Raw genomic sequence first — 16,815 nt, 5'->3', positions numbered from 1 at the left:
ATGAAACGCTACTTCCTCGCAGATCTCCATCTGCAACCTGAACGCCCGGACATTACCCGGGCGTTTCTCTATTTCCTGGACAGAATCATCAAGCCCGGCGACAGCCTCTATCTGCTGGGGGACATTTTTGAGTATTGGATAGGCGATGATGCACCACTGGCCGGCATGGAGCCTATTTTCAACAGGCTCGATCAGCTCAGCTCCGGTGGATCCGAGATCTACTTCCAGCATGGTAACCGTGATTTTCTGGTAGGCGAGCAGTTTGCTGACCGGATCGGCGCCAAACTTCTGCCCGATGCTCAGGTGATAGAGCTAAACGCCGGCCCGGCCCTGCTGATGCACGGCGACCAGCTCTGCACTGACGACGAACCCTATCAGCAGTTCAGAAGCCAGGTACGCAATCCCCAGTGGCAACAGCAGTTTCTTTCACAATCAATCGATCATAGACGCAGCATTGCCGAGCAGATGCGCGCCCAGAGCAAGGCTCAGGGGGCGATGAAGGCGGAAACGATCATGGATGTTAATGCCGATAAAGTCTGCCGGCAGATGCGCCAGCATGGGGTCGAGCTGCTGATTCATGGCCACACCCACCGCCCGGCCATTCACGAAAACCAGATCACCGCGGGCCGCGGCAAGCGATTTGTGCTGGGGGACTGGGGCAGCAGCGGATGGTATCTGGTCGAGCACGAGGCCACTGCTGACCTCGAGCTGATCCAGTTCACGCCGCCGGACTAGGCGGGTGGGCAGCGCCGGATCACGCCGCCTCAGGCACTCCGCTATGGAAGCGAAACTCCGGATCCGGTGTTACAACGAGCTGCGCCTCCAGCTCCCGGAATTCTGCAATCCGGTCATCGATCGGCGCTCCCGCGTAGGCTTCAGCCAGTCCCAGGTAATCCTGGTAGTGACGCCCTTCAGACTTGAGTAGCGAACGGTAAAACTTGCTCAGCTCCGGGTCCAGGTAGGGCGCCAGCGCCGCAAAGCGCTCGCAGGAACGCGCTTCTATAAACGCGCCGATAATCAGCAGGTCCACCAAGCGCCCGGGCTCACTGGTTCTGACCCGCTCCCGCAGCCCGCCTGCATAGCGGGCTGGCGACATATGCCCGTACTCAATACCCCGCGCTTCCATCAGCGCCAGACACTGCTCGAAGTGAATCAACTCTTCTCGCGCCAGGCGCGACATCTTGTTCAGCAGATCACTGCGATCCACATAGCGAAACATAAGATTCATCGCCGTTGATGCGGCCTTTTTTTCGCAGTGGGCGTGATCGATCAATAGAACCGGCAATGACTCCGGCATAGCGGCAACATCTATCCAGGCCTGCGGTGTCGTGCACCCCAGAAACGCCTGAATCTCATCAAGTGCATCTGTCATGAAAGCTTAATTAATTGCGGTGGGTTAGGGGCGGCAGTATAACGTATCCAGACCACCCCTGACTGCAGGGAAAGGATTAAATCGTAAGCGTATCGATAAGATCGATCATGAACTCGGTCTGTTCCGTAGTCATCGGCTCAAAGCCACGGAGCCCCATACTTTCGAGCACACCAAGCCCTTTCTCATCCTTGTTCATTTCGACAAACAAGGGCTTTAGCTCGGCCATTCGATCCTGCATCCCGGGCCCGACCAGTAGCGCATGGTGCACGACGCTGATCTGACTGCTCACCAGAACCCGCATCTGTTTTTTGATCAGGTCAGACAGCTCGTCAAAACCCTGCTTCAAGAAAAAGCCGACGTCAGCCTCACCTCGCAACAGCGCCTTGGCGATAAGAATATAGGTATCGTATTCCTTCTGCGTGATATTACCCGAATCCAGGTCTGCCGGTTCGAGCATGATCATGCCGATGGTATGCACATCAGGATCATCGGTCGTTGCAAGCCGGGAGCCTTCCTTCAAATCCTCGACTGACTGCGCCGGGCTTTCTGCCGGCACCACCACCACTGCCTCATCTCTCTTGCCGATCGGGCGAGCAACAGCCTGAAACCCCAGCTCGCGCACCAGCATCGATGCGTCATACGGATTGGCGTAGATCAGATCCACCTTACCCGCCTTGATCGCTTCGCGCTGCTCGTCAAAGCTGTCATAGAGTTCCAGATGGATGTCGGTACCGAGCTTTCGCTGCATCCATGTATTGAAGTAAAACCAGCCGGACATATGGTCCGGCGCAAAATCCGGACTTACCGTAAAATTGAATGGCATTCCCTGCTCCTTACTGCAACGTGGCGTACAGTTCTTCGCTCTCACGAATTTTGCTGCGGGAGGGTTTGCGACGCACCGAGGTATACCCAACAAGCTTGCCCTGACGGATATTCGGAATAACGGTCGCCTTTACCCAGTAATACTTGCCGTCCTTACGCAGATTCTTGACGTAGCCCTGCCACTTCTCACCGCTCTCCACCGTATCCCAGAGCCCCTTGAAGGCAACGGCCGGCATATCGGGATGGCGCAGGATGTTATGGTTGGCGCCTACGAGTTCTTCACGCGTGTAAGCCGACATATCGATAAACGCCTGGTTCACATGGGTAATAATACCCTTGGGGTCAGTACGCGAGACGATCAGCTTACCCTCGGGATAAGGCACTTCCTCATCCACTATGTCAGTGAGCCTCTCACTGCCGTCGTAGTATTTGATCAGTACTTCGGCAACCGACCCGGTATCCTTTTCTGACATCTAGCGACTCCTTAAACAGCCAGCAACGGAGATCGCTCATCACCCGCTGCCGGCGACCTGCTATCGGATCAGAGCACCTTACCGATCGCCTCTGCTGCACGCTTGACGTCGAGGAAGATCAAACCAAGACGTGCATTTGGCTTGGCAACGACGGTCAGCACAGATTCGCTGTTTGCGTGGGTCATCAGAATGTAACCATCGACACCTTTTACCAGCACCTGCTCGAGCTCCCCTCGAGCCAGCTCCCGAGCCGTACGCTCGCCCAGCGAGAGAATCGCAGCACTCATGGCGCCAACGCGGTCCTCGTCCATTCCAGCCGGTAACAGAGAATCTATTACCAGGCCATCAGTTGAAATCACGGCACACGCTTCGATCTCGGTAGAGGTGCCATTCAGGTCACGTAAGATTGAACTCAATACTTCCGCGCGCATGAAAATCTCCTTATTCCACTGCAGGTCTTAGTGATCCAGATAGCGCCGGATCAGAACTGATGTTAGGTCGACGAAAGGCTGCCGGTTCAGATACGGCATGCCTTCAATAATTAATAGGAATTTTTCCCGGCCAATGGTCAAAACCCAGAAACCGAGATCACTCTGCCCTACAGCGTTAACCAACGCCCAGGAGCAACCCAGCAGCCCCAGCTGGTTCGCAATCAACGACTCATGACGCTCGTAAAGCATGATGACATCAGCGGCAAGACCGGCAACAGCGTCCTCCTCTTCACGCTCAAACCCCTTCTGGGCCAGCGAGAAACCCTGCTCATCGGCGAGCAAAACCTTCCCCTCACCCAGGGGAGCGATAAGGTCTGGAAGAATGTCCTGCAAAGCCCCGGATACAATTTCGAGTGGCTCAGTCACAAGCTCCAGGAAGTTGCGCCCGCACATATTGGTCAGCAACTTGTCGGCCTCTTCATTATTGAGGCCGGTAAGTTTGCCAAGCAGTGCCGGAATGTAAGGAACCGCCGTGTCAGAACTTAACAGCTGCAGCAGTAAAGCCCGCATATCATCAGGCTCTGCGCTGAAAGTAGCGTAGTAGGCCCCTGCCGGCAGAACTTGAAAGTAAAGCGTCTCATCGCCTTCTTCGAGAGGCCTATTGGATTGAGCGCTCATGCGTAATCTCCTTATTGACGCTCGAACAGACCGGCCGCATCAGCCGCGACCATGAATGAAAAAACATAACGCTGCGGTATTTTCAGCGAATAAGCTATCCCCGTGGCACTCTGTTTCTCGGAGTACCAGGACCGCGCGATCCGTTCTGCGTGAGGCGTTAACAGAAAACGAGAAAGATCCGGCATCTCCTTCAGGATACAGGGAGCCGCTGGATCGAGATAATCAGGAACACGCCCCGCTGCGGTAAACAGCGCAAGCACCCAAAGCAGTTCCTCCCGCGCCGCTGTCGGCCTGTCCGGCGTCTTTTCCGCCAGTTCGACACAGGACAGCTCACCGGGCCCAAAACGGCTGTTGGCCATCTGAACGAGGAGATCCGGGTCCAGGTCGTAACTGAAAAGATCGACTTGCGGGAAGTAGATAAATTCACCGGGAATTCCGGACACCTGAACCGGCACGCCTTTTTCTTTACCCAGGGATACCGCGTGATTCACCTGGTCAAAAAAGCGCCCCTGGGATGCCGTCGAGAAAGAGAGCCGCTTACGGTCTGCCGGGTTGGATAGATCAAGGTCGGGCAAGGTGCCGCAGGCGCTGCGAACGAGCCCCTGCCACTCAGCATCGCTCCAGCGCAAGATCTGGTGTTCCTTGTTGGCGTCGCGCCCCGCATCAAAGATCGCATCCCTTTTCTTGGCCGCTTTGGGTTTTACGCCGGAAGCCTCGATAAGCGCCTTGAACTCTTCAGGGGACATTTTCAGCAGGGACGAAGACTCGCCTGTGCCGGCCGTTGAATCCTTGCTGGAGACGGAGGCGCTGGCAGCAACCTCTTTCGCCACATCCCGCAGTGCTTTTTTCAATGCCGAGAGCGTCATCGGGCGCTGAACCCGGTGCGCTCCACTCAATACGGCCTGATCATCGACAACAGCCACGACCGGACAGTCCGGACGGCCCGCATACCAGCGCTGGAAACGTTCCTTGTCCTCAGACGAGCCGAGATTGACCAACAGGGCATCTGCCGCTGTCGGGTCACTTTCAACAAATCCAGGATTTTCGGAACTGTTAAGAAAAACTTCCAGCTGGTTCCTTTCTCGATCATCAAAACCGATCAGCCCAATAGAACCGGTTTTAGTCATTACATCTTAGCCGTTGATGGCATACCGCCGTTACTAAGCACCGATTCCCCTTGAGGAATCGCACGGAGCCTGTCGATTTGCCCTGTATCGCAGGCCTTTTTCATTATCTGGTGATGCTCAGGTTTCAGCAGGGGACGGGACTGATCGAGCATACGCTCCACCAGATAGCGCGCTTTGCCTTTGAGGATGATCATCAGGTCAATAAGCGCGCCGGTTAAATGCGCGACTTCCCTGCTCTGAATTGCAAGATAAGCCCGTCGAATATGGTTACGTAACTGACTCGGCCGCGCCGCAACTCGACGCTGCAGGTAACGCAGGACGATAACGTTCTCCTGACCCCGATAGATCAGGTGCGGATCTTCCTGAATGCGAAACAGCTCTAACTGCCGCACTATTTGATAATGGTGCGAGGCATCTACGAAAGATGACTCAACCGTTAGTGGCATGGTCACGGAATTACTCCAATAAACCGAACGGGCGTATGACTTCATTTATACCGGTCTTTCAAAGGCCTGCGCAACCCCGGGGACCAATAAGCTTGATACCGGTCAAGGGTATGTCAGCCACCCGAATAGGCCAAAGTCTAACGCCCAAGATTGTCGACAAACTTAACTTTGGCAGACCCTTAAGATAAAATTCGCGTCGCCAAACACTAATCGATACCTAATCGATAACCCACGCAGAAGTATAGACGCCGCGTAACGGGCGTACAGCTGTCTGTATGTGGTGACAACAGATGAGGGCCATGTCGTGCTTGAAGCTTACCGTAAACATGTAGAAGAACGCGCCGCTGAAGGCGTGCCGCCTAAGCCGCTGGAACCGGAACAGGCCGCTGCGCTTGTCGAGCTGCTGAAGAATCCGCCAGCGGGAGAGGAAGAGTTCCTGATGGAACTGCTGACCAACCGCGTACCTGCCGGTGTAGACCAGGCAGCTTACGTCAAGGCCGGTTTCCTGGCTGCAATCGCTAAAGGCGAAGCGTCTTCCCCGCTGATCGACAAGGTCAAAGCGGTTGAACTCCTGGGCACCATGCTCGGTGGTTACAACATCGCACCGCTGGTTGATGCACTGGAAGACGAGTCTCTGGCTCCGACCGCTGCCAAAGCTCTGTCTCACACCCTGCTGATGTTCGACGCCTTCCATGATGTGAAGGAAAAGATGGACGCTGGCAACGCCTATGCCAAGCAGGTGGTAGAGTCCTGGGCAAATGGCGAATGGTTCACCAGCAAGCCGAAGCTGGAAGAGAAAATCACCGTTACCGTCTTCAAAGTACCGGGCGAAACCAACACCGACGACCTGTCACCGGCTCCGGATGCCTGGTCACGCCCTGACATCCCGCTGCACGCCAACGCGATGCTGAAGATGGAACGCGAAGGCATCAACCCGGAAGAACCGGGCGTGAAAGGCCCGCTGGCCCAGATCGAAGAAGTTAAAGCCAAGGGCTTCCCGGTTGCCTACGTCGGCGACGTGGTTGGTACCGGCTCTTCCCGGAAGTCCGCTACCAACTCCGTGCTCTGGTTCTTCGGCGACGACATCCCGCACGTACCGAACAAGCGCGCTGGCGGCTACTGCTTCGGCGGCAAGATCGCTCCGATCTTCTACAACACCATGGAAGACGCCGGCGCTCTGCCGATCGAAATGCCGGTTGACGACCTGCACATGGGCGACGTCATCGACGTTTACCCCTATGCCGGCAAAGTCTGCAAGCACGGTACCGATGAAGTCATCTGCAGCTTCGGTCTGAAGACCAAGGTTCTGCTCGACGAAGTTCGCGCTGGCGGCCGTATCCCGCTGATCATCGGCCGTGGCCTGACCGAGAAAGCCCGCGAAGCACTGGGCCTTGGCGCATCCGACCTGTTCCTCAAGCCTGAGCAGCCGGCCGATACTGGCAAGGGCTACACCCTGGCACAGAAGATGGTCGGTAAAGCCTGCGGCATGGAAGGTGTACGTCCGGGCATGTACTGCGAACCGAAGATGACCACCGTCGGTTCCCAGGACACCACTGGTCCGATGACCCGTGACGAGCTGAAAGACCTGGCCTGCCTCGGCTTCTCCGCCGACCTGACCATGCAGTCATTCTGCCACACCGCGGCCTACCCGAAACCGGTTGACGTTAACACCCACCACACCCTGCCGGACTTCATCATGAACCGTGGCGGTGTATCCCTGCGTCCGGGCGATGGTGTTATCCACTCCTGGCTGAACCGTATGCTGCTGCCGGATACCGTGGGTACCGGTGGTGACTCCCACACCCGCTTCCCGCTGGGCATCTCCTTCCCGGCCGGCTCAGGTCTGGTAGCTTTTGCTGCAGCCACCGGCGTCATGCCGCTGGATATGCCGGAATCGGTTCTGGTTCGCTTCAAGGGCAAGCGCAACCCGGGCATCACCCTGCGTGATCTGGTACACGCCATCCCCTACTACGGTATCAAGCAGGGCCTGCTGACCGTAGAAAAGGCCGGCAAGAAGAACGCATTCTCCGGTCGCGTACTGGAGATCGAAGGTCTGGAAGACCTGACCGTCGAGCAGGCGTTCGAATTGTCTGATGCCTCTGCAGAACGCTCTGCTGCCGGTTGCACCATCACTCTGTCCGAAGAGTCCGTGGCTGAGTACCTGCGTTCCAACATCGTCATGCTGAAGTGGATGATCGCGGAAGGCTACGGCGACGTTCGCACCATCGAACGCCGCATCCAGGGCATGGAAGAGTGGCTGGCGAACCCGAGCCTGATGCGTGCTGACGTTGATGCGGAATACGCCGAAGTGATCGAGATCGACCTGTCTGAAATCGACCAGCCGATCCTGTGTGCACCGAACGACCCGGATGACGCCCGCCTGCTGTCTGACGTGGCTGGTGACAAGATCGACGAAGTGTTCATCGGTTCCTGCATGACCAACATCGGCCACTTCCGTGCAGCCGGTAAGTTGCTGGAGTCTTCCGGCAAGTCTATCCCGACCCGCATGTGGATCGCTCCGCCGACCAAGATGGACCAGGCCCAGCTGTCCGACGAAGGCTACTACAGCATCTTCGGCAAGGCCGGCGCACGCATGGAAATGCCGGGCTGCTCACTGTGCATGGGTAACCAGGCACGTGTGGCTGCCAAGTCCACCGTGGTTTCCACCTCCACCCGTAACTTCCCGAACCGTCTCGGCGACGGCGCCAACGTTTACCTGGCGTCTGCTGAGCTGGCAGCGGTTGCGGCACTGGAAGGCAAACTGCCAACTCCGGCGGAGTACATGGATTACGCCAACAAGATCGACAGCATGTCTGGCGAAATCTACCGCTACCTGAACTTCGATCAGATGGACAACTATGTCGAGAAGGCGTCCAGCGTCATCCCGACCGTCCAGGAAGCCTGATCGCTGAGTTGATCGCTTTCTAGCGTAAAAAACGAAAGCCCCGGCCCTGCGCCGGGGCTTTTTCGTTTAGGGCAATCCCTTCGATGCAGCCGCGATAACCGATACAATAACCACCCCGAAACAACCCGCCATGAGGAGTAACCTATGCGTCGCCCAGAAGTCGATCAAACCCTACCCGAAGACGCCGAAACCAATCAGACCAAAAACGGCTTTCTGGCGCTGGTTTCACGCCTGGTGTTTGACGAGACGCTGCCTGTGCGCTTCATGTACAAAACGGTCCCAGAACATCTGAACGACACCGGATGGCGCATGTTTACGGGCTACGAAACGGAAGAGTTTCTGGAAAACGAACAGGTCAACCTGGTGCCGATGCCGGTGGAAAAAATGGTTGAGATGGATGCCTCACTCAAAGAGCTGGTGAGCTACAACGCAGGTACTGTCTGGGAGCGCACCCCGGAAGCCGAAGGCTGGGAACGCGTGCATGATTTCCAGATCCCGGCGCCTAAAGTCGATGTTGAGATCACCAATGATATCGATATCTTTAAAAAGAACCGCGACGAATAAAGAAAATCTCTGACGCCGGTATTGAAAACCCACAACGCATCCTCATAAAAGTAATCAGGCGGAGGCGCTCAATGGAGGCCCCGCCACCGCCAGGCCTTAGGGCTGGCAGATTTAAACCATATTGCTTTATGAGGATATGCACATGCGCAACTTTGACCTGTCTCCACTTTACCGCTCCGCTATCGGCTTTGACCGCCTGGCGTCCATGCTCGATGCCGCCAACCGCAGCAATGAACAGCAGCCGGGATACCCGCCCTACAACATCGAATTACTGGGTGAGAACGAGTACCGTATCACCATGGCTGTCGCCGGCTTTAACAAAGCTGAAATCGATATCCAGACCGAAAACGGCAACCTGACGATCACCGGCCGTAAAGAACCCGACGAACAGGAACACCAGTACCTGTATCAGGGCATTGCTGCGAGAAATTTTGAACGCCGCTTCCAGCTTGCCGACCATGTCCGCGTGATCAAGGCTTCAATTGAAAACGGACTGCTTCACGTCGACCTGGTGCGGGAAATCCCGGAAGCGATGAAAACGCGCCGCATCGAGATCGAGAACTGATCACGCTCAGTTAGCGACACCTAATCAGATAGCGAAACGGCTGCCAACAGGGCAGCCGTTTCTGTTTGGTATTAAGTCTCTACTTGGCTACCAATGCCGCTTCAGCATGCTGGGTTTCATACCGGTACCAGCGCATCTGATCCGACCAGGCATCCGCCGACAGACCCGCTTTACGTCTCAGGGCCGAAATAAACTCAAGCGGTTCGCCAAGCTGCTCCCACACGCTCGGCAAAAACGTGGCCCGATGCACCCCATCCTCAACGATCAACCCATCCCTGCCCGGCCTAAGCTGTGCCAGCAGCGCCTCTTCCGAATCCGCTGCGATAGGACTGAACGGGGTTAATACAGAGATCTCCAGCTTGATATCCTGCAACTCATTCACGCCCAACGGAGCGAATCTGGGATCGGAAAACGCGGAGCGGCGGGCATTTTCAAACAGATCCCTACCCAGGGCGACACGCGGCTCCAGCGTACCTATACACCCCCTGAGCTGCCCCTTCGATGTCAGGGTCACAAAGCAGGCCCCGGGCTCTGACAGCCAGTCAGGAATATCAGGTTCGTCACAACGGCCAAAAGCGCTTAACAGCGAGTGACGGGCAAGATCGACCATCTCGACCAACTGCTGTTCAGTAAAGGACGTAACTGCCATAACCCACCACCTGATCGCGACTGCCCGCGGTATCTCCCGAATTTCTGAGATCAAGACGCTGGATCTTCAAGCCACGCCGCTGCGCGGCCAGCGTCAGACCGTTCAACGCATAAGCTCCGCAGGCCTGATCGGGACGCACGTCATGATCAAGCCTCAGGATATGGCTATCGGTTTCCGCATCAATTCGCTGAGCCTCTGAATAGCTGTGGTAGTGACTCAGGTCGGAGCTGATCACGACCAGCACATCACCCTGCCCCCAGGCCCAATCAATAATCCTGGCCACCGCTTCCGGTGCTACCTGGCCAACAACCAGCGGTATCAGCGCAACCGCAGGAAGCAGCGTTTTAATAAAAGGTAACTGCACCTCGAGACAGTGCTCAAGCTCGTGGACATCGGGACGCACCTGCACATCAAACTCGCGCTCAAGCTCGACCAACCCCTGCAGATCAACACCCAAGGACCCCAGCGGCGTTGCGAACCGATCGGCGTCAGGGGCTGCGATACCGCGCAGGGGCACACGATGATTAGGCCCCAGCAGCAACACCCGGTGCCAGCGGCGAGCCCCGCCTGCTGATACCAGCGCACTGTAGGCTCGCGCCGCAATCGGACCGGAGTAAACAAGCCCGGCGTGAGGCACGATTAATGCGGCGGGCGTGGGCGAGCTGGCGGGGTTATCGGCCAGAAACCCCTCGACCATCTGCTGTAACACCTGCGGATCACCGGGATAGAAAAGGCCAGCGACCGCGGCGGGACGAATATGACTCATACCAGCCACCTCCCTTTAATTACTGACCTAAAATTATAGACGCTAGTCACCCGATGGAGTCTGATCATGACGAATCAACAAACTGCCGACAGCGTCCCCACCCGCTGGTGGCACCGCATATCGGAGAACAAGATTCAGTGCGATCTGTGCCCACGCTTCTGCCACCTCAGTGACGGCCAGCGCGGCCTCTGTTTTGTACGTGGTGCCGAAGATGGTGAAGTCAGGCTCTACAGCTACGGCCGCTCCAGTGGTTTTTGCATTGATCCGATTGAGAAAAAGCCTCTCAACCACTTTTTGCCCGGCACCCCGGTACTCTCCTTCGGTACCGCAGGCTGCAATCTGGCGTGTAAATTCTGTCAGAACTGGGATATGAGTAAATCCAGGGAGATGGATACCCTGAGCCAGCGCGCAACACCGGAGATGATCGCCCACAGCGCCGCGAATCATCACTGCCGCAGTATCGCATTCACTTACAACGACCCGGTGATCTTTCACGAATATGCAATCGACTGCGCCATCGCTGCCAGAGAGCAGGGAATAAAAAGCGTCGCGGTTTCAGCAGGCTATGTCTGTCCGGAGCCAAGGGCCGAGTTTTACAAGCACATGGATGCCGCAAATATAGATCTGAAAGCGTTTACTGAACGGTTTTACCAGCGCATCTGCGGCGGTTCCCTGGCACCGATACTGGAGACGCTTGAGTACCTGCGAAACGACACCCAGGTCTGGTTCGAGCTCACCACCCTGCTGATCCCCGGTGAAAATGATTCAGACGCGGAGATCAAAGAGATGACCCGCTGGATCCATGACCACCTGGGAAAAGATACACCCCTGCATTTCAGTGCCTTTCACCCCGACTGGAAAATGCGGGACAAACCGCCAACACCACCCGCCACGCTGACGCGGGCACGGAAAATTGCCATGGAGGAAGGATTAGCGTTCGTTTACACCGGAAACGTGCACGACCCCGAGGGCGGCTCTACCTGGTGCCCTGGATGCGGTTCCCTGCTGATCGAACGAGACTGGTACCGCCTCGGACACTGGTCAATAGACTCCGACGGCTGCTGCAACCGGTGCGGTACCCGGATACCCGGCGTTTTCGAAGCGAAACCGGGGAACTGGGGATCGCGCCGCGAACCGATCAGGCTTGTACAACCTCAGTCAGGGGCTTAGCGGATTGCGCCTCAACAAGGAGGGCAAGCAACCGCTGCGGCTCTTTTTCCGTTCGCAGCTGAAGAAACAGCTCACGCGCCTCGGGGAAATGCCAACTCAGCATCTGCAACCACTGCTTGAGGCGGCCATGGATATGACGTACCGACAGGCTGGTCATTACCTCGCGATGAAAGCGCTCCAGCAAAGCCAGCACGGCCTGCCAGGGCTCATCACCCGGGTGTTCCCGCCCCTTTATCTGCAGCGCCAGAAACGGGTTTGCCACCAGACCGCGGCCGATCATCACATCGGCACAGCCGCTAACCTCGCGGCAACGGTGGTAATCCTCAACACTCCAGACCTCACCATTGGCGATCACCGGAAGACACACCGATTCGCGAATACGGGCGATCCATTCCCAATGAGCCGGCGGCTTGTAGCCTTCAACCTTGGTTCTCGCATGCACGACCAGAGAGGCCGCTCCGGCGCCATCGATCGCCTGTGCATTTTCGAGCGCCAGGGACTTATCCCTGAACCCCAGGCGCATCTTGGCACTGACAGGAATTCGATCGGGCACAGCGCGGCGAACCTCGGCCACGATCCGGTGGACCAGCTCGGGTTCATCAAGCAGTACCGCACCGCCCCGGCTCTTGTTCACCGTTTTTGCAGGACAGCCAAAGTTCAAATCGATACCCCGCGCCCCAAGCTCCACCGCACGACAGGCGTTATCAGCCAGGGCCAGGGGATCACTGCCCAGCAACTGCAGCAACACCGGCGTGTCGGAGGCGGTCTTTCCCTGCTGGCGCAACTCGGGAACCAGACGATGAAACACAACCGGTGGCAGCAGCCGGTCGCTGACACGCACAAACTCCGTCACGCATTGATCGATACCGCCCACCTCGGTCAGTAACTTGCGTAACGTATAGTCGACGACGCCCTCCATCGGGGCCAGAATAATCCGCATAGCTTTTAACGTTTAGAGATCCTGAACTAGGCTGTATAAATGACTGAGACCAGAATGAACAGCACACGCCTTTTCCTCGCCATCGACCTCCCGGAGACGCTGGAAGCGTGTATTGCGCGCAGGCAGCAGGAGGTACGCGGGTTACGCTGGAGCGCGCCGGAACAACTGCATCTGACCCTGGCCTTTATCGGCCGACTAGGGCCGGAGAAAATGGTAGCGCTGGACGAAGTGCTCAGCCGGATAACCCTTGATCCCTTCGAGCTCCAGTTCGACCGGGTAGACACCTTCGCGCATCGCACGCTTTGGATGGGATGCGGCCCCAGCGCCCCGATCCAGGCCCTGCATCAACTGCTGAGGGAGAGCCTCGAGTCTGTCGACATCGCCACGGAGAAACAGCCGTTTCGCCCTCACGTGACACTGGCTCGCGCGCAGGAGCCGTTGACCAACGCCCAGATTCGCCAGCTCGAGACAGCTCTGCTGCCGGAGCCACTGTCCATGACCGTCGACCAGTTTGCCCTGAAAAACAGCATACTGACCGGCAAAGCGCCGCTCCACCAGGTGATCAGACTCTATGGCGAGCGACGCGCAGAGGCAGGTTGATCAGATCGCCTGCAAGCCGCGGGAAAGGTCTTTTTTCAGATCCTCGATATCCTCAAGACCCACCGAGAAGCGAATCAGGTTGTCCTTGATGCCGGCACGGGCGCGGTCTTCCGGCGTCATCCGGCCATGAGTGGTCGTGGCCGGGTGAGTAATCGTCGTTTTTACATCGCCCAGGTTGCCGGTGATCGACACCATCTCAGTGGCATCGATAAAGCGCCAGGCGGCGTCTTTATCGCCTTTGACCTCGAAAGAGAGCACGCCGCCAAAACCTTTCTGCTGCCGGCAGGCCAGTTCATACTGCGGATGGCTTTCCAAGCCGGTATAGAAGACACGCTCGACCCCTGGCTGAGCTTCCAGCCACTTTGCAAGCTGCAGGGCCGCATCACTATGTGCGCGCATGCGCAACGGCAGGGTTTCAAGCCCTTTCAGGAACACCCAGGCGTTGAACGGACTCATGCAGGTGCCGCCAGTACGCAGGAAACCGAACACCTGCTCCATCTCCGCCTCGCGCCCCACAACCACGCCACCAAGACAGCGACCCTGACCATCGATATATTTGGTGGCCGAATGCATCACGATGTCGGCACCCAGCTCCAGCGGCTTCTGCAGCACCGGGGTCAGGAAGCAGTTATCGACCACCAGCAGGGCATCATGTTCGCGCGCCACCTTTGAGAGAGCCGCGATATCGCTCATCTCACCAAGCGGATTGGACGGCGTTTCCAGGAACAGCATGCGCGTTTCCGGACGAATTGCCGCTTCCCAGGCCGCCAGGTCGGTGGGATCCACATAAGTGGTTTCGATCCCCGCACGGCTGAGGTATTTATCAAACAGCGACACCGTGGAACCGAACACGCTCTGCGAGCAAACCACATGGTCGCCCTGCTTCATCAATGACAGGCCCAGCGCCAGAATTGCAGCCATACCCGATGAGGTGGCGACAGCACGCTCCCCACCTTCCATTGCGGCAATGCGCTTTTCAAACGCCCGCACCGTCGGGTTGGTAAAGCGGGAGTAGATATTACCCTCCTCTTCGCCACCAAAACGGGCCGCCGCTTCACGCGCTGACGAGAACACAAAGCTTGAGGTCGGGTAGATCGGATCAGAGTGCTCACCCTCTGGGGTACGCTCCTGACCGGCGCGCACCGCCAGGGTGTCGGTGGCGTAATCCTGTACCTCGAACTGTACCCGGTCAGGACGCTCAAAACGGTTTGTCATCGAACCCTTCCTATTACTCAATTTTGCTCAGCAGGTCTGCGGAGGCGTTATCACCCGCCTTGTCACCGTCCTCGCCTGTTTTCGCGCCATCATTGCGACGCTCTTCCAGGCGACGCAGATAACCGGGCGATACAGTGCCAGTCACATACAGACCGTCGAATACGCAGGTATCGAACTCGGTAATCTCCGGGTTGTACTGGCTGACCGAAGCCTTCAGGTCATCGAGATCCTGATACAGCATCCAGTCACAGCCGATGTACTTGCCGATCTCGTCCGCGGTACGACCATGCGCAACCAGCTCGCTGGCCGCAGGCATATCGATGCCGTAAACGTTCGGATAACGCACCTCAGGCGCGGCCGACGCAAAATACACCTTGCGGGCTCCGGCATCCCGTGCCATCTGCACGATCTGCTTGGACGTGGTGCCACGCACGATCGAGTCATCGACCAGCATCACGACCTTGTCCTTGAACTCACCCTGGATAGGGTTCAGCTTCTGGCGCACCGATTTTTTGCGCTGAGTCTGACCAGGCATGATGAAGGTACGGCCGATGTAACGGTTCTTGATGAAGCCTTCACGGAACATCACGCCGAGTTTGTTAGCCATTTCAAGCGCAGCGGTACGGCTGGTGTCCGGAATCGGGATGATCACGTCGATATCGTGTTCCGGCACTTCGCGCATCACCTTTTCCGCCAGTTTTACGCCCATCTCCATCCGCGCCTCATGGACAGAGATGCCATCGATGATCGAATCGGGGCGCGCCAGATAGACGTATTCGAACAGACAGGGAGCCAGCTTGGTTTTTCCCGCACACTCCTGGGTGAACACCTGGCCGTGGGTATCGATAAAGATCGCCTCGCCCGGCGCCAGGTCACGCTCGAGTTCAAAACCGGAACAATCAAGCGCCACACTCTCGGATGCGACCATGTACTCGACGCCATTCACGGTCTCGCGCTTGCCGTATACTAGCGGACGAATACCGCAGGGATCGCGGAATGCAACGATACCGTAGCCGGTGATGATCGCAACAACGGCATAACCGCCCTGACAGCGCTCGTGAACCTTTTTAACCGCCTTGAATATGTCATCCGGCGAAGGACGCAGCTTGCCCATCGCCTGCAGCTCGTGGGCGAAGATGTTCAGCAGCACTTCCGAGTCGGACGTGGTGTTGATGTGGCGAAGGTCGGAGCGGAAGATCTCGTCCGCCAGCTGTTCCGTATTGGTCAGGTTGCCGTTGTGCGCCAGCGCGATGCCGTACGGTGAGTTGACGTAAAACGGCTGCGCCTCGGCGGAACTGGAGCTACCGGCAGTCGGGTAACGTACATGGCCGATACCCATATTGCCTTCCAGGCGCTTCATATGGCGGGTGCGAAACACCTCATTGACCAGGCCATTATCCTTACGCAGAAAAAAGCGGTTCCCTTCGCAGGTGACCATGCCTGCCGCGTCCTGGCCGCGATGCTGCAGCACCGTCAACGCATCAAATATGGTCTGGTTAACATAGGATTTGGCAACGATGCCAACAATACCGCACATTCAGGTCACCTCAGAAGGAATGTCTAGTAGCAGTGGTTGCAAGAAGGCGTGTTACCGCCCGATGTTCCAGATCACCTGGCCCACATCGGATGCGACGGTACGCGTCCAGTCCTCTAGCAAAACGAAATGGGAAATCAGGTTGGACTCCAGCCACCAAGAGTCCTGCACCGCCGGAGTCATGCCCAGCAGCGCGACAATTACGACCACGACCAGCGCTCCGCGCACAGCCCCGAAGCCCATGCCCAGCACTCGATCTGTAGCGCTGAGCCCAGTCGCCGATACCAGCGCACTGATCAACATGCCGACCAGTACACCCACTATCAACGTAATAACAAAGAGAATAGCAAAGGCGGTTAGCAAACGAAGCGAAGGGGTATCGATATAGTCCTGCAGCACCACAGCCAATGATGTCGAGAAAAGACGCGCAACAACAAAAGCCGCCACCCAGGATGCCAGCGAAATAGCCTCACGTACAAAACCACGACGCAGGCTCATTAAACTCGAGATTACGATGATCGCAACGATCACCCAGTCAGCCCAGTTCATCCGATACTA

At 57.1% G+C, this 16,815-nt stretch carries 19 protein-coding genes; 6 read left to right on the top strand and 13 right to left on the bottom strand.

All coding sequences use genetic code 11. The features are described from left to right. Positions 1 to 735, top strand: coding sequence for a UDP-2,3-diacylglucosamine diphosphatase (locus ACQUQP_RS10260; protein ID WP_432694937.1), 735 nt, complete (start codon positions 1 to 3; stop codon positions 733 to 735). A gap of 19 nt (positions 736 to 754) precedes the next feature. On the opposite strand, the gene ACQUQP_RS10255 is transcribed toward ACQUQP_RS10260, so the two are convergent. The 7 genes from ACQUQP_RS10255 to ACQUQP_RS10225 form a co-directional block, all read right to left on the bottom strand. Continuing rightward, positions 755 to 1,372 carry a tRNA-(ms[2]io[6]A)-hydroxylase gene (locus tag ACQUQP_RS10255; RefSeq protein WP_432694936.1) on the bottom strand — a complete coding sequence of 206 codons (618 nt, stop codon included), beginning with the start codon at positions 1,370 to 1,372 and terminating at the stop codon, positions 755 to 757. A 76-nt stretch (positions 1,373 to 1,448) separates the two neighbouring features. Next, a complete protein-coding gene (locus ACQUQP_RS10250) occupies positions 1,449 to 2,195 on the bottom strand; it encodes a phosphate/phosphite/phosphonate ABC transporter substrate-binding protein (protein WP_432694935.1) in 747 nt (248 codons plus the stop codon). 10 nt (positions 2,196 to 2,205) lie between these two features. Further along, complete coding sequence (locus ACQUQP_RS10245) at positions 2,206 to 2,667, bottom strand: PAS domain-containing protein (protein ID WP_432694934.1); 462 nt, start codon at positions 2,665 to 2,667, stop codon at positions 2,206 to 2,208. Positions 2,668 to 2,735: 68 nt separating this feature from the next. Next, positions 2,736 to 3,098 (bottom strand): roadblock/LC7 domain-containing protein, encoded by a 363-nt coding sequence (locus ACQUQP_RS10240; RefSeq protein ID WP_432694933.1) that lies wholly within the window; start codon positions 3,096 to 3,098, stop codon positions 2,736 to 2,738. Positions 3,099 to 3,125: 27 nt separating this feature from the next. Beyond that, positions 3,126 to 3,776, bottom strand: a complete 651-nt coding sequence (locus ACQUQP_RS10235; RefSeq protein WP_432694932.1) for a hypothetical protein — start codon at positions 3,774 to 3,776, stop codon at positions 3,126 to 3,128. 11 nt (positions 3,777 to 3,787) lie between these two features. Continuing rightward, positions 3,788 to 4,903: a hypothetical protein gene (locus ACQUQP_RS10230; RefSeq protein WP_432694931.1), complete on the bottom strand. Its 1,116-nt coding sequence runs from the start codon at positions 4,901 to 4,903 to the stop codon at positions 3,788 to 3,790. Then, complete coding sequence (locus ACQUQP_RS10225; RefSeq protein WP_432694930.1) at positions 4,903 to 5,355, bottom strand: hypothetical protein; 453 nt, start codon at positions 5,353 to 5,355, stop codon at positions 4,903 to 4,905. Before ACQUQP_RS10225 ends, ACQUQP_RS10230 begins: the two co-directional genes overlap by 1 nt. A gap of 298 nt (positions 5,356 to 5,653) precedes the next feature. Between ACQUQP_RS10225 and acnB the strand changes: the two genes are divergently transcribed. The 3 genes from acnB (at position 5,654) to ACQUQP_RS10210 (ending at position 9,383) form a co-directional block, all read left to right on the top strand. After that, complete coding sequence (gene acnB, locus ACQUQP_RS10220) at positions 5,654 to 8,254, top strand: bifunctional aconitate hydratase 2/2-methylisocitrate dehydratase (protein ID WP_432698691.1); 2,601 nt, start codon at positions 5,654 to 5,656, stop codon at positions 8,252 to 8,254. 144 nt (positions 8,255 to 8,398) lie between these two features. Beyond that, positions 8,399 to 8,818, top strand: a complete 420-nt coding sequence (locus tag ACQUQP_RS10215; RefSeq protein ID WP_432694929.1) for an immunity protein Imm33 domain-containing protein — start codon at positions 8,399 to 8,401, stop codon at positions 8,816 to 8,818. A 142-nt stretch (positions 8,819 to 8,960) separates the two neighbouring features. Beyond that, positions 8,961 to 9,383, top strand: a complete 423-nt coding sequence (locus ACQUQP_RS10210) for an Hsp20 family protein (protein WP_432694928.1) — start codon at positions 8,961 to 8,963, stop codon at positions 9,381 to 9,383. Between the two features lie 79 nt (positions 9,384 to 9,462). Here ACQUQP_RS10210 and amrA read toward each other — a convergent pair whose 3' ends face one another. After that, positions 9,463 to 10,032, bottom strand: coding sequence for an AmmeMemoRadiSam system protein A (gene amrA, locus ACQUQP_RS10205; protein ID WP_432694927.1), 570 nt, complete (start codon positions 10,030 to 10,032; stop codon positions 9,463 to 9,465). After that, positions 10,010 to 10,798 (bottom strand): AmmeMemoRadiSam system protein B, encoded by a 789-nt coding sequence (gene amrB / locus ACQUQP_RS10200; RefSeq protein ID WP_432694926.1) that lies wholly within the window; start codon positions 10,796 to 10,798, stop codon positions 10,010 to 10,012. The genes amrA and amrB overlap by 23 nt, the downstream gene beginning before the upstream one ends. A gap of 66 nt (positions 10,799 to 10,864) precedes the next feature. On the opposite strand from amrB, the gene amrS reads away from it, so the two are divergent. Continuing rightward, positions 10,865 to 11,968, top strand: a complete 1,104-nt coding sequence (gene amrS / locus ACQUQP_RS10195; protein WP_432694925.1) for an AmmeMemoRadiSam system radical SAM enzyme — start codon at positions 10,865 to 10,867, stop codon at positions 11,966 to 11,968. Here amrS and ACQUQP_RS10190 read toward each other — a convergent pair. Further along, entirely contained in the window at positions 11,937 to 12,908 is a 972-nt protein-coding gene (locus ACQUQP_RS10190; RefSeq protein ID WP_432694924.1) for a tRNA dihydrouridine synthase, read from the bottom strand. The genes amrS and ACQUQP_RS10190 overlap by 32 nt on opposite strands. Before the next feature lie 54 nt (positions 12,909 to 12,962). Between ACQUQP_RS10190 and thpR the strand changes: the two genes are divergently transcribed. Next, positions 12,963 to 13,508: an RNA 2',3'-cyclic phosphodiesterase gene (gene thpR, locus ACQUQP_RS10185; protein WP_432694923.1), complete on the top strand. Its 546-nt coding sequence runs from the start codon at positions 12,963 to 12,965 to the stop codon at positions 13,506 to 13,508. Here the strand turns inward: thpR and ACQUQP_RS10180 are convergent, their stop codons facing one another. From ACQUQP_RS10180 to ACQUQP_RS10170, 3 genes are read right to left on the bottom strand one after another with little or no spacing between them, the layout of a single operon-like run. Then, positions 13,509 to 14,723: an O-succinylhomoserine sulfhydrylase gene (locus tag ACQUQP_RS10180; protein ID WP_432694922.1), complete on the bottom strand. Its 1,215-nt coding sequence runs from the start codon at positions 14,721 to 14,723 to the stop codon at positions 13,509 to 13,511. It lies immediately after the preceding gene. Between the two features lie 13 nt (positions 14,724 to 14,736). Beyond that, on the bottom strand, positions 14,737 to 16,260 hold the full coding sequence (gene purF, locus ACQUQP_RS10175) for an amidophosphoribosyltransferase (protein ID WP_432694921.1): 1,524 nt from the start codon (positions 16,258 to 16,260) through the stop codon (positions 14,737 to 14,739). A gap of 51 nt (positions 16,261 to 16,311) precedes the next feature. Then, positions 16,312 to 16,806 (bottom strand): CvpA family protein, encoded by a 495-nt coding sequence (locus ACQUQP_RS10170; protein ID WP_432694920.1) that lies wholly within the window; start codon positions 16,804 to 16,806, stop codon positions 16,312 to 16,314. Between the last annotated feature and the right edge of the window lie 9 nt (positions 16,807 to 16,815).

The organism is Marinobacterium sp. YM272 (assembly GCF_050908845.1).
In the GTDB taxonomy this organism is placed as follows: domain Bacteria; phylum Pseudomonadota; class Gammaproteobacteria; order Pseudomonadales; family Balneatricaceae; genus Marinobacterium_D.
Note: the sequence above shows the minus strand (reverse complement) of the source record. Positions and strands in the feature narration are given on the sequence as shown.

Coding starts and splice junctions, on each gene's coding strand:
- ACQUQP_RS10260 (WP_432694937.1), top strand. CDS start 1: ATGAAACGCTACTTCCTCGCAGATCTCCATCTGCAACCTGAACGCCCG.
- ACQUQP_RS10255 (WP_432694936.1), bottom strand. CDS start 1,372: ATGACAGATGCACTTGATGAGATTCAGGCGTTTCTGGGGTGCACGACA.
- ACQUQP_RS10250 (WP_432694935.1), bottom strand. CDS start 2,195: ATGCCATTCAATTTTACGGTAAGTCCGGATTTTGCGCCGGACCATATG.
- ACQUQP_RS10245 (WP_432694934.1), bottom strand. CDS start 2,667: ATGTCAGAAAAGGATACCGGGTCGGTTGCCGAAGTACTGATCAAATAC.
- ACQUQP_RS10240 (WP_432694933.1), bottom strand. CDS start 3,098: ATGCGCGCGGAAGTATTGAGTTCAATCTTACGTGACCTGAATGGCACC.
- ACQUQP_RS10235 (WP_432694932.1), bottom strand. CDS start 3,776: ATGAGCGCTCAATCCAATAGGCCTCTCGAAGAAGGCGATGAGACGCTT.
- ACQUQP_RS10230 (WP_432694931.1), bottom strand. CDS start 4,903: ATGACTAAAACCGGTTCTATTGGGCTGATCGGTTTTGATGATCGAGAA.
- ACQUQP_RS10215 (WP_432694929.1), top strand. CDS start 8,399: ATGCGTCGCCCAGAAGTCGATCAAACCCTACCCGAAGACGCCGAAACC.
- ACQUQP_RS10210 (WP_432694928.1), top strand. CDS start 8,961: ATGCGCAACTTTGACCTGTCTCCACTTTACCGCTCCGCTATCGGCTTT.
- amrA (WP_432694927.1), bottom strand. CDS start 10,032: ATGGCAGTTACGTCCTTTACTGAACAGCAGTTGGTCGAGATGGTCGAT.
- amrB (WP_432694926.1), bottom strand. CDS start 10,798: ATGAGTCATATTCGTCCCGCCGCGGTCGCTGGCCTTTTCTATCCCGGT.
- amrS (WP_432694925.1), top strand. CDS start 10,865: ATGACGAATCAACAAACTGCCGACAGCGTCCCCACCCGCTGGTGGCAC.
- ACQUQP_RS10190 (WP_432694924.1), bottom strand. CDS start 12,908: ATGCGGATTATTCTGGCCCCGATGGAGGGCGTCGTCGACTATACGTTA.
- thpR (WP_432694923.1), top strand. CDS start 12,963: ATGAACAGCACACGCCTTTTCCTCGCCATCGACCTCCCGGAGACGCTG.
- ACQUQP_RS10180 (WP_432694922.1), bottom strand. CDS start 14,723: ATGACAAACCGTTTTGAGCGTCCTGACCGGGTACAGTTCGAGGTACAG.
- purF (WP_432694921.1), bottom strand. CDS start 16,260: ATGTGCGGTATTGTTGGCATCGTTGCCAAATCCTATGTTAACCAGACC.
- ACQUQP_RS10170 (WP_432694920.1), bottom strand. CDS start 16,806: ATGAACTGGGCTGACTGGGTGATCGTTGCGATCATCGTAATCTCGAGT.